The organism is uncultured Thomasclavelia sp. (assembly GCF_944324745.1).
GTDB lineage: Bacteria > Bacillota_I > Bacilli_A > Erysipelotrichales > Coprobacillaceae > Thomasclavelia.
This window is the reverse complement of record NZ_CALUXO010000019.1, coordinates 21302-32983: the sequence shown is the minus strand read 5'-3', so window position 1 is coordinate 32983 and position 11682 is coordinate 21302. Positions and strand designations below refer to the sequence as shown.

At 32.0% G+C, this 11682-nt stretch carries 10 protein-coding genes; 6 read left to right on the top strand and 4 right to left on the bottom strand.

The window, feature by feature from the left end:
- Positions 1-451 precede the first annotated feature (451 nt).
- Genes Q0K54_RS02155 through Q0K54_RS02145 form a run of 3 tightly spaced genes read right to left on the bottom strand, consistent with a single transcriptional unit; the run spans position 452 to position 3888 of the window.
- Positions 452-1486: an aspartate-semialdehyde dehydrogenase gene (locus Q0K54_RS02155; protein WP_294578201.1), complete on the bottom strand. Its 1035-nt coding sequence runs from the start codon at positions 1484-1486 to the stop codon at positions 452-454.
- On the bottom strand, positions 1473-2732 hold the full coding sequence (locus Q0K54_RS02150) for an aspartate kinase (RefSeq protein ID WP_294578200.1): 1260 nt from the start codon (positions 2730-2732) through the stop codon (positions 1473-1475). The genes Q0K54_RS02155 and Q0K54_RS02150 overlap by 14 nt, the downstream gene beginning before the upstream one ends.
- A gap of 1 nt (position 2733) precedes the next feature.
- A complete protein-coding gene (locus Q0K54_RS02145) occupies positions 2734-3888 on the bottom strand; it encodes a homoserine dehydrogenase (RefSeq protein WP_294578199.1) in 1155 nt (384 codons plus the stop codon).
- Positions 3889-4214: 326 nt separating this feature from the next.
- Between Q0K54_RS02145 and thrC the strand changes: the two genes are divergently transcribed.
- Together thrC and thrB are read left to right on the top strand one after the other, a co-directional pair.
- Positions 4215-5696 carry a threonine synthase gene (gene thrC, locus Q0K54_RS02140; RefSeq protein WP_294578198.1) on the top strand — a complete coding sequence of 494 codons (1482 nt, stop codon included), beginning with the start codon at positions 4215-4217 and terminating at the stop codon, positions 5694-5696.
- A 12-nt stretch (positions 5697-5708) separates the two neighbouring features.
- Positions 5709-6602: a homoserine kinase gene (gene thrB, locus Q0K54_RS02135; protein ID WP_294578197.1), complete on the top strand. Its 894-nt coding sequence runs from the start codon at positions 5709-5711 to the stop codon at positions 6600-6602.
- Between the two features lie 32 nt (positions 6603-6634).
- On the opposite strand, the gene Q0K54_RS02130 is transcribed toward thrB, so the two are convergent.
- Positions 6635-6871, bottom strand: coding sequence for a helix-turn-helix domain-containing protein (locus tag Q0K54_RS02130; RefSeq protein ID WP_294578196.1), 237 nt, complete (start codon positions 6869-6871; stop codon positions 6635-6637).
- 136 nt (positions 6872-7007) lie between these two features.
- Here Q0K54_RS02130 and Q0K54_RS02125 point away from each other — a divergent pair, with 136 nt between their 5' ends.
- From Q0K54_RS02125 to Q0K54_RS02110, 4 genes are all read left to right on the top strand, one after another.
- Positions 7008-7691, top strand: a complete 684-nt coding sequence (locus Q0K54_RS02125) for a tRNA threonylcarbamoyladenosine dehydratase (RefSeq protein ID WP_294578195.1) — start codon at positions 7008-7010, stop codon at positions 7689-7691.
- Positions 7692-7693: 2 nt separating this feature from the next.
- Positions 7694-7936: a hypothetical protein gene (locus tag Q0K54_RS02120; RefSeq protein WP_294578194.1), complete on the top strand. Its 243-nt coding sequence runs from the start codon at positions 7694-7696 to the stop codon at positions 7934-7936.
- On the top strand, positions 7936-8676 hold the full coding sequence (locus tag Q0K54_RS02115; protein ID WP_294578193.1) for an alpha/beta hydrolase: 741 nt from the start codon (positions 7936-7938) through the stop codon (positions 8674-8676). Before Q0K54_RS02120 ends, Q0K54_RS02115 begins: the two co-directional genes overlap by 1 nt.
- A 338-nt stretch (positions 8677-9014) precedes the next feature.
- On the top strand, positions 9015-11462 hold the full coding sequence (locus Q0K54_RS02110; RefSeq protein ID WP_294578192.1) for a family 16 glycosylhydrolase: 2448 nt from the start codon (positions 9015-9017) through the stop codon (positions 11460-11462).
- The last annotated feature ends 220 nt before the right edge of the window (positions 11463-11682 follow it).

Here is an 11682-nt window from a genome sequence, read left to right as displayed (position 1 = left end):
ATTTATCAATCAATCTTCTATCTACACCAAGCTCTCGGGCAATTTGTGATTTATTTATTTTCAATTTTAACTCCTCTACTAATACTTTCAATTTTGGTAAATCAAGCAAACAATTAATCTCAATACTCGAACTAACTGTTAAATTCATAATCATAATATAACCTCCAATAAAAACTGAATTATTATATTATGTTGCATTGATTTTGTACATTTTTATATGATCGTTTTTGTACATATTAATAGTAGCATTTATAACATTCAGTAATTCCAAGAATCTAGCAAGCTTTTGATAGATTTAATTGCTGCGGTTATGGTGGTTATTTTATGGTTAAATATACTCGGGAATTAAAATGGGGAATATTTGGTTAGTAGTTAATTAATACAAAAAGGAAAGATGCAATGACCTTTCCTTTTTTAAATAAGTTTTATAATAATTGATAAAAAGATTATATTATAATAATCCCATTTCAATCATTTTAAGACCAATATCAATTGAATTATAAGCAGCGCCTTTCATTAATTGATCAGCAACGATCCATAAACTTAAAGCATTAGGATTATCTAAATCTTTACGAACCCGTCCAACATGAACTAATTCATCGCCTACAAATAAGTTAGCCATTGGATAGATTTGGTTTTCAATATCATCATATAATTCAACTCCAGTTGAGTTATTTAATAGTTCAAAGACTTTATCAATGTCAATTGGTTTTTTAGTTTCAATATAAACAGATTCAGAGTGTCCTCTTAAAACTGGAACCCGAACACATGTGGCATTAACTTTAATATCCTTGTTGAAAATCTTTTTAGTTTCATTTACCATTTTCATTTCTTCTTTAGTAAAATGATTATCTAAATCAAATTTATCAACTTGAGGAATACAGTTAAAGGCAATTGGGAAATGTTTTTTATCACTGGCACAAGGTAATGTTTTAGCTACAGGTTCTTTACCATCTAATACTTCTTGTGATTGACGATATAATTCTTCCATTCCAGCTACTCCAGCACCAGAAACAGCCTGATAAGTAGAAACGATAATTCTTTCGATATCGAAATATTCATTTAAACGATTCAAGGCACTAACCATTTGAATTGTTGTACAATTTGGATTAGCGATAATTCCTTTATGATTTTTTAAGGCTTCGCCATTTACTTCTGGAACAACTAATGGAACATCAGGATCCATTCTAAAATGACTAGTATTATCAATATTGATACATCCAGCCTTAACCGCATATTCCATATATTTGGCAGAAATACTACCTCCGGCAGACCAGAAAGCAACTTCAATACCTTCAAAGCTATTTTCAGTTAATTCTTCTACAATAAATTTATGTCCTTCAAATTCAATTTCTTTTCCTGCACTACGACTAGAAGCTAATAATTTTAAACTTTCAAATGGGAAATTGAATTGAAAGATACAACGTAACATTTCTCTTCCGACAGCTCCAGTAGCTCCGACAATGGCAACTTTATATTTTTTCATTTATTTTACTTCCTTTCTTTCCTAAAAATGCTTCATGTAATAAGACTTGAGCTCTTTTAACGTCATCGCGATCGATATAACATGAAATATTTATTTCTGAACAAGAGGTCATTTCGACATTGATTTCATTTTCCATTAAAGTGTTATAAGCTTTTTGGAACATACCACGGTTGTTTTTAATTCCAACTCCTATAACCGATACCTTACCGATATTACCACGAACAATTGTTCTTTCAGCGTTTAATTGTGGTTTAAGATCATTGAGAACTTCAATAACCGCGGGAACATCTTTATCACTTATAATTAAAGATATATCCATGCGACCACCACCGACTAAAGCCTGATTAAAAACATTAACATTTACACCGACATCAGAAATTTTTTTAAATAAATTTCCGGCGCTGTTATTAGTGGCATCGACCTTTACTAAGGTGATTCGGGCTTCGTTTTGAGAACCGGTAATGCCTGAGATAATTAATTGATTAATATTTTCTTTCATAATACGATCATCTCCTATAACATATGTCCCTTTACTATCTTCAAATGAAGACCGGGCGTGAATAGCAATGTTGTGACTAGCAGCTAATTGGACACAACGATGATTTAATACTTTAGCACCATTTTTAGATAATTCCAACATTTCAGCGTAACTGATGTAATCTAGCTTAATAGCATCTGGTACTATTCTAGGATCAGCAGTATAGATACCGTTAACATCGCTATATATTTCAACTTCACTGGCATCAACAGCTACTCCGATAGCAACTGCTGATAAATCACTGCCACCGCGTCCCAGTGTGGTAATTTTACCATGGACAGAATGTCCTTGGAATCCAGGACAGAAGACGACATCAGCGTATTCTAGTTTTTTAATGATTTCTTTACCCTCAACATGATTAATAGTAGCGTTTTTGAAAGTTGAATCCGTTACGATTCCCAGTTCGTCATTGGTAGTCGTGGCGCTACGATATCCTAGACTAGCCATTTCACTTTTACAAACTAAAGTTGAAATAGTTTCTCCAATACTTGTTAGGCGGTCAATCTCTTCATCAGTTAACTGTTTAGTATTAACAATTGATAATAAAGTATCTGTAGCATAAGGATCGTCATAACGTCCCATGGCTGAAACAACGGCAACAACTTTATTACCATTATTGATTTCTCGAATGATGTTGTTATACATCAAAGAGCGTGTTTCTCTTGAGCGAGTTGATGTTCCGCCAAATTTTTGGACAATAATATTCATTTTATCCCCTCACTTTAAAAATTGTATATTCAAGATTGCCAAGACTAGTTGTTAAGTTAGCAAGTTCAATTTCGTGAGTGATGTAAATATGGTCTTGTTTTTCAGTGAAATACAATTCATAATCAACATCAATAGGTCGATCAGTGCGTAAATAATATTTTGATTTAGTGATTGGGTAAATGTTAGGACAATCTTCATAATCGTGATCCCAATATTCTTTTTGTACTGTTTTGATAATATCACTTACTACAGCTGAAGCAGTTACATAACGTCCAGCTCCTTTTCCATAAAAAATAACATTTTCAACATAGTCGTTATCAATTTCTATTACATTATATGCATCCATAACGCTAGCGACTAGTTCTTTTTTATTAACTAAGGTTGCTGCAACATCAATTCCAATTCCGTTATTAACTTCTTTTGCTTGAGCAATCAGTTTAAAACGATATCCGAGCTTTTTGGCATAATCCATATCAACTTTTGTAACATTACGAATACCGCTAACAGAGATTTTATCAAAATCAATGTATTTTTTAAATCCATTTTGCGCCAAAATACAAATTTTATGAGCCGCATCAATTCCATCCAAGTCTAAGGCTGGATTAGCTTCAACATATCCAAGACCATCAGCAATCGTTAAAGCTTCGTTAAAATCTAGATTTTCATTTTCCATTAAAGTTAAAATGAAGTTAGTAGTTCCATTTAAGATTCCAATAATCTCTTTAGTATTATTGGCAATTAAACTTTCTTTTTGTCCAACTAAAACCGGAATACCACCACCAACACTGGCTTCATAAAAAATATGAACTCGATTCTTTTTAGCGGCTAAAAAGATTTCTTTTCCATCATGAGCCAATAAAGCTTTGTTAGCAGTTACCACATGCTTACCATTATTAATAGCTCCTAAGATAATTTGTTTAGCTACTGTTAAACCACCGACAAGTTCAACAACAACATCAATTTCTTTATCATTAATTACATCATTAAAATCTTTAGTATAAATAATTCCATCAGGCAAATCAACTTCTTCTAAACCACAACCATATTTAATAACTATTTCTTCATTGATGGCCTTTTCTAATCTGTTTTTTTCATTGGTCAAAATTTCTACAACTCCGTAACCAACAGTTCCTAGTCCGACAACTCCGATTTTCATCTTATTCCCCCTTATATAAAAAATCGGCCTTTAAACAAAGGCCCTAACATTCCAAATAATAAAAAGCAGAACCAATTATTTATTCATAGGCATGATTAAACTGGTTATAATAATCATCATCGAATTCATGCCCATTAATAACATAATATAATCCTCCATTTTTTCTAATTTATGACATATTACCACGATTGTATACAATAGTCAACGATTAACAATAATAATTGAAATAATCAAAGTAATTTTATCAGTTGTGCTATAATAAACAATGTATTGACTTATATAAATAAATTGTATACAATAATTAAAATCATACAGGGGGTTTAGTGATGGTAAAAGAATATATTAGTACTCGAAACCAACAAAAAGCAATTAATTTTTATCAGGCAATTGTCCAAGGAATCGGCGATGATGGTGGGTTATTAGTGCCTGATTTTGATTTTACAAAAATGGATCTTGAAGCGTTGATGAAACTTGATTATGTTGATTTAGCAACTGAAGTTTTAAGCACGTTTGTACCAGAAGATGGTAAAGGTTTAATCCATGATGCCTGTTTAAATGCCTATGGAAAAGGATTATTTCCTAAAGAAGTAGTGCCAGTCAAAAAAGCTGGAGATGTTTTTGTAGCAGAGCTTTTCCATGGACAGACTGCGGCCTTTAAAGATATGGCATTATCTTTATTACCTTACTTAATGACTTTATCATTAAAACAATTAAATGAACAACGTGAGGTAATGATTTTGGCAGCAACTAGTGGGGATACTGGTAAAGCCGCTTTAGAAGGATTTAAAGATGTGCCGGGAACCAGTATTAAAGTTTTCTACCCATTAGATGGTGTTTCAGCAATTCAACAGCAACAAATGGTTAGTCAAACTGGTGATAATGTTAAAGTGGTTGGAATTCATGGTAATTTTGATGATGCCCAAACAGCGGTTAAGAAGGCTTTTGCATCTAAAGAATTAAAAGAAGCTAGTGATAAACACAATGTCTTTTTATCATCAGCCAATTCAATTAATGTTGGACGATTAATTCCACAAATTGTATATTATTTCCATAGTTATTTTGAATTAGTTCGTAATAATGAAATTGAATTAGGAGATAAAATCAATTTCTGCGTTCCTAGTGGTAACTTTGGTAATTGTTTAGCTGGATATTTTGCTAAACAAATGGGGTTACCAATTAATAAGTTTATTTGTGCTTCAAATAAAAATAATATTTTAACTGATTTCTTCACAACGGGAAAATACGATGCTAATCGTGAGTTTTATAAAACTAATGCACCAGCAATGGATATTTTAGTTTCTAGTAACTTAGAAAGATTAGTATGGTTTATGACTAATGATGGTGATAAAGTACGTAGTTATATGGATAAATTAAATCAAGATGGTGTCTATGAAGTTGATGATGAAACATTTGCTAAAATTAAAGAACAATTTAAAGCCGGATGTTTAAACGAAGAAGAAGTTTTAGCGACAATTAAAGAATGTTATCAAACAACAGGTTATCTATTAGATACTCATACAGCAGTAGGGTATGGGGTTTTGAAACGTTATCAACAAGAAAGTAATGATGATACAAAAACGGTTTTATTGGCAACAGCTTCACCATATAAATTCCCTGAATCAGTATATCAAGCTATTTATGGTGAACAATTAGATGTATATGAAGCAATTGATAAATTAAATCAAAAGACTGGGGTACCTGTTCCTAAACCATTACAAGGAATTAAGGATCGTAAAGTACTACATAAACAGGCAATTGATAAAAGCGAAATAATTGATTTTATCAAAGGAGAAATTGAATCTATCTAAAGGGAGGCAATTATGCAAGTAAAGGTAAAAGTACCTGCAACTAGTGCTAATCTAGGACCGGGGTTTGACGTTGCTGGGGTAGCTTTAACAATGTACAATACATTTACATTTGAATTGATTGAAAATGGCCTAGTAATTACTGGCTGTCCACAGCAATTTTGTAATGAAAATAATTTGACATACCAGGCGTTTAAACAGGCGGCTACAGCTTGTGGATTACAATATAGTGGTGTAAAAATTGAATGTTCTGGTGATGTTCCATATACAAGAGGATTAGGAAGTAGTTCTACTTGTATCGTTGCTGGAATTGTTGGTGCTTTTGCTTTTAAAGATAAAGCTGAAGATCGTCAAGAAATTCTTGAGTTGGCAACATCGATCGAAGGGCATCCAGACAATGTTGCTCCGGCAATTTTCGGAGGTCTAACTGTTTCGGTTATGGAAGAAGAAAATGTTTTAACTTTAAATATACCGGTTAAACATAAATATCGATTTGTAGCTTTAATTCCACCATTTACTCTTTCTACAGAACAATCTCGTTCAGTTTTACCACAAGACTTACCACGAAGTGATGCGATTACCAATGTTTCGCATTTAGCTTTGATGGTTGCCTCACTGATCAATGGTTATGATGATGGGCTAAAATTAGGTTTTAAAGATCGGTTACATCAGCCTTATCGTGGAGGTTTGATCAAGGGATATGATGAAATTATGGCGGTTTTGGATCAAGATGAACAGGTATTAGGAGCTTATTTATCTGGTGCGGGACCAACAATAATGGCATTGATTAGAGAAGAAGACAAAATGGGTGTTGTTCGAATCAAAGAAGAATTAGGTGATTTGATTAAAGAATGGCAGGTAGTAAAATTAGAGTTAGATGGTCGCGGTTATACAGCAGATTATGAATAAACGTTTGGAAAACTCCAAACGTTTTATTTATATTAGCGATTATTTGTTCTTTTTTTGGTATAATCAGTCTTATCATTAGTTCTTTCGATTAAATAATCAACGGTGGTTTCATGAAGGGTCGCTAGTTTAGAAAGAATTTCGGGATCGATAGTTCTCTCACCTCGTTCATATCGAGAGTATGATTTTTGAGATACATTTAAGTAATCAGCTACTTGTTTTTGTGTCATATCTCGATCTTCCCGTAGATCACGGATTCGTTTGTATCTCATAAAAATCACCACCTGATTTTATTATAGAGGTACTTTAGTTCACATTTTGATTTTAGACCAAATTGGACTATAAAAAAATTAATGCTATTGCTTTATAATATTTTTCAATTAGTTTATAATAAACACGAGGTGACTTATGGAACAGTTTGCACGTATTGATCGAATGGTTGGTAGTCAATGGGTTGAAAAATTACAAAGAAAAAAAGTTGCTGTTTTTGGCTTGGGTGGAGTTGGCAGTTATGTAGTCGAGGCATTATCGCGTGGTGGTGTTGGCTCACTGGTACTAATTGATCATGACTGTGTTGATGTTACTAATATCAATCGACAACTATATGCTCTTCATTCAACAATTGGTCAGCCTAAGGTGGAAATTGCCAGACAACGATGTCTGGATATCAACCCTAATTTAAAGATTCAAAGTTATCAACAGTTTTATTTACCTGAACAAGGTGATGAATTTATGTTTGAAGATTGTGATTTTGTTGTTGATGCCATTGATACTGTTAAAGCTAAAATTGCTTTAATTGAAAATTGCCAAAAATTAAATATTAAGATAATTTCATCAATGGGTACTGGTAATAAGCTGGATCCAACAAGTTTTAGAATTGATGATATTTATAAAACTAGCGTTTGTCCCTTGGCACGGGTAATGCGTCGGGAACTAAAAAAACGACAAATAAAAAAGTGTCCAGTTTTATTTTCGACAGAACAGCCTAGAAAGGTAGAAGGAAATACTCCTGGTAGTATGAGCTATGTTCCTTCAGTAGCGGGATTGATGATTGCTGGTTATGTAATGAATGAATTAGTTAAGGAGGAATAGAAATGGAAGGAATTGTAGAAATAGATAAATCTGATTATATTGATGACTGTTTAAAAATAGTCAAAGAAATGATTACTACAGAAGAATTTAGTGATGAAATTTGGTTAACTTTAACTAGTGAAATTATGGATACTTGCCTACAAATCGGTGGCGATTATGATGAAGAAAATATTCGCTTTATTACCCAACAATATATTGATAATAGAGGAATTCATCGCTTTAAGCTAGCGCACGGTATTTATTAATGCAACAATATTTAGAACTTAAAACTCCTAAAGGAGTAATGCGTGGTTTCTTTCATCAGCCTCAAAATGATAAGTATCCAATTTGTATTATCTTTCATGGATTTACCGGACAAAAAACCGGAACTAAATTTTCATATGTTCAACTATCAAGGATGTTAGAAGAAAAAGGAATTGCTACTATGAGATTTGATTTTTTAGGTAGTGGTGAAAGTGATTTGGATTTTAAAGACATGACATTTAAAGATGAGTTAGAATGTGCCGAGCTTGTTTTACAGAAAGCTTTAGATGATAAAAATTGTACTGAAGTGTATTTGCTAGGTCATTCGATGGGTGGTGCTATTGCTAGTGAATTAGCTAAAGTACATCCCGATGATATCAAAAAAATGGTGCTTTGGGCTCCAGCGTTTAATTTACCGGCTGCTTTAGATTATTTAACAGGGAAAGTAGAAGCAAACAAAGATGGTTTGTATGATCATGGTGGTTATGAAATATCGCAGGAATTTGTTGATGATCTTTTGGTACGTGATTTTTATGAAAATCTTGATATTTTCAAAAATGATTTATTAGTTATTCATGGAACTGCTGATACTACTGTGCCATATGAAATATCTAAATTATATGTTCCTAAATTTTCTGATCAATTAAATTTTGTTTCGATTGAAAATGGGAATCATAATTTTGATACTATTGAACAAATAAAAAAAGTACAAAAATTATCATTAGAATTTTTATCAAAATAGATTGTTTTGCAATCTATTTTTATTTGTCATAAAGTTATCACTAAATTATACTAAATATTTACTAAAATATAATAATAAAAATAATTACATAAAATTTATAATAAGAATTATTAATAACAAAAAAATATTAAAATATCTATAATATATTACTAATAATTCTTATTTTTATTTAATCAAAAAGTAAAAATTTACTAAAATTCTATTTACAAATGTAGTAAATAAAGCTATAATGTAAACGTATTCATTGATGTTGTTTATTTATGGACTATTTGAGTCAGCATAAAATATCTATTTATTCAAAAACATCGAGTACTATTATGGAGGAAGGAAATACAACTATGAAAGGAAAAATATTTAAATTAGCATTAGCCTTTACTACAACATGCAGTTTATTAGGTGCTAATGCAATGGCTAGTTTTGCCGCAACGCAAACAACAACAGGTTTAGATACTGAATATGATATGTTAGAACTTGAAAGAGCAAAACCTGGTGATGAATTAATTACCAACGGTGATTTTGAAAACGGGACTAACGGTTGGCAATTTAAAAATTCACAAGTTACTGATTATGATGGTGCTGCTTATGACGGTGAAAAATGTGGCTTATTACCAGTTGAACAAAAAGATTCGGTATTATATCAAAATTTAACATTAAAGCCTAATACTACTTATATTGCGAAAGCTAAAGTAGCAATTGGACAAGTCGGTGGTGAAGCTAACTTTAATTTAAAAACTAATTGGTTAGGAACTACAGTAAATCCTGGTGTTACAATTTCTTGTACATCTGAAGATCAAAAATTTGTATATCAAGATGTTGAATTTGAATTTAACACTGGTAATTATACTGATGTACAACTTTGCGTAATGAAATGGACTGAAAAAGATAGTGGTCCTGTGTATCAAAGTCAAGTATACGTAGATAATATGTCTTTATCTGAAGTTGTTACTGGTGAAACTGAAGATGAAGTGTATGAAGTAATTTGGAAAGATGAATTTGATGGTGAAACAGGTAATGTTGATGAAAACGGATTAAATTTAGATGACTGGGGATATGAATTAGGTAGTATCCGTGGTGTTGAACAACAACATTATACAAATGATAAAGAAAATGTTCATGTAACAGATGGAAAATTAGTGTTAGAAGTTACTGATCGTGATGAACAATATCAATATCAAAATCCTCGTGGATCTCGTCAAGTAATTTATAATTCTGGAAGTGTTCGTACTCATGGTAAACAAGAGTTCTTATATGGAAGAATTGAAATTTTAGCAAAATTGCCAGAAGGACAAGCGACATTCCCTGCATTTTGGACATTAGGTTCTGATTTTACATTAGATGGAGCTATTAATGATGCACAAGGTGACGGTTGGCCAGTATCTGGTGAAATTGATATTATGGAATCAATTGGTAATCCAAATGTAGTATATGAAACATTACACTATGCTAGTGTTGAAGGTGATGATGCTGGTAAATATGCTGGTAATGGTAAAACAACTAATATAGCTACTGAAGGTGTTCAAATTGATGGTGAAACATACCATGTATTTGGAATTAACTGGTCTGAAAACGTAATGGAATGGTACGTAGATGATCAAATCGTTAGAACAGTTGATTATAGTGATGATCCAGTTGCTCAAGCAGCTTTAAATCGTCCACAATATATTCAATTAAATTTTGCAACAGGTGGTAACTGGCCTGGTGATGCTGGAACTGATTTAGCAGGTCAAAAATTTGAAATTGAATATGTGTATTATGCTCAAAACCAAGAACAAAAAGAAGCTGCTGCCAATTATTATGCTAATACAGTAGCAGTTGATGCTGATGATGTAACAATTATTGAAGGTACTGTACCAGATTTATTAGATAATGTAACATTAGTTCCTGGTTCTGATAGTGTAGATACTTCAGAATATACAGTTGATTATTCAATTGATAATGAATATATGTTTACATCAATACCTGATTTAACAGATGGTTCTACAAGTAATGATACTAATCAAACAAAAGTAGAACGTGTAGTTGATAGTGATGCAAATAAAGAAATGATTGCAAGTTTGGCACCTGGTGAATATAATATTCATTACTCTGCGATGCATCCTGATAAACCATCAGTGCGTAAAACTGTTAAACTTACAATTGTAGAAGCACCAGATAAAACTGAATTAGAAACAGTGTTAGATAATGCTGATTTAGAAGTAGTAAAAGATGATACTTATACATTAGCTTCTAGGGAAGCTTTAAGTGCAGCTATTAAATCTGCAAGAGCTGTATTTATGAATCCAAGCGCTACTGATGAAGAAGTAGCTACAGCTTTAGCGTCATTAAATAATGCTATTGCAAGCTTACAATTATATGTTGCAGAAGATGATGTTAATGATTTGGTCGACCAAGGAAATTCTTTAGTTAGCCAAACTGGTGAATATACTCAAGAATCATTAGATAAATTAAATACAGCATTAAATGCATTAAAAGCAGCAATCGATTCTAAAGATAAAGAAGCAATTGAAGTGGCTTATGCAAATGTGAATGATGCAATTAATGGATTAGAAAAAGTTGAAGCAACCGATCCTGAACAACCGACAACAGATCCAGAAGATCCTGATACACCAGTTGTGACTCCTGATGAACCAAATAATACTGGAGGTAATGGATCTGTAACAACTACTACGCCATCTAATTCTAGTGCTGTAAAAACTGGTGATGATGCAATGCTAGCAAGTGCATTATTAGTGTTAATGGCATCTGGAGCTGGAGTAGTTCTATTGAGAAAAAATAAAAAGTGTTAATATTTTAGATAGGTAAAATAAAAAATGCTGATAGTTTTTACCTCTTGAATGCCACATTATTTGTGGCATTCATATTTTTTTAGGGTGTATAAAACGTTGATAATTAAAATTAAGAAAAATGTACGAAAATATCAAGATAATTTATGAAAATAATTGACATTGAAATATGAAATGAATATAATGAGAATGTTCTTATGAACTCTAAAGTCCCCGGTAAGGA

Excerpts from the sequence above, each read along its gene's own strand:
- Q0K54_RS02155 (WP_294578201.1), bottom strand. The coding sequence starts at position 1,486 with ATGAAAAAATATAAAGTTGCCATTGTCGGAGCTACTGGAGCTGTCGGA.
- Q0K54_RS02150 (WP_294578200.1), bottom strand. The coding sequence starts at position 2,732 with ATGAATATTATTGTCCAAAAATTTGGCGGAACATCAACTCGCTCAAGA.
- Q0K54_RS02145 (WP_294578199.1), bottom strand. The coding sequence starts at position 3,888 with ATGAAAATCGGAGTTGTCGGACTAGGAACTGTTGGTTACGGAGTTGTA.
- thrC (WP_294578198.1), top strand. The coding sequence starts at position 4,215 with ATGGTAAAAGAATATATTAGTACTCGAAACCAACAAAAAGCAATTAAT.
- thrB (WP_294578197.1), top strand. The coding sequence starts at position 5,709 with ATGCAAGTAAAGGTAAAAGTACCTGCAACTAGTGCTAATCTAGGACCG.
- Q0K54_RS02130 (WP_294578196.1), bottom strand. The coding sequence starts at position 6,871 with ATGAGATACAAACGAATCCGTGATCTACGGGAAGATCGAGATATGACA.
- Q0K54_RS02125 (WP_294578195.1), top strand. The coding sequence starts at position 7,008 with ATGGAACAGTTTGCACGTATTGATCGAATGGTTGGTAGTCAATGGGTT.
- Q0K54_RS02120 (WP_294578194.1), top strand. The coding sequence starts at position 7,694 with ATGGAAGGAATTGTAGAAATAGATAAATCTGATTATATTGATGACTGT.
- Q0K54_RS02115 (WP_294578193.1), top strand. The coding sequence starts at position 7,936 with ATGCAACAATATTTAGAACTTAAAACTCCTAAAGGAGTAATGCGTGGT.
- Q0K54_RS02110 (WP_294578192.1), top strand. The coding sequence starts at position 9,015 with ATGAAAGGAAAAATATTTAAATTAGCATTAGCCTTTACTACAACATGC.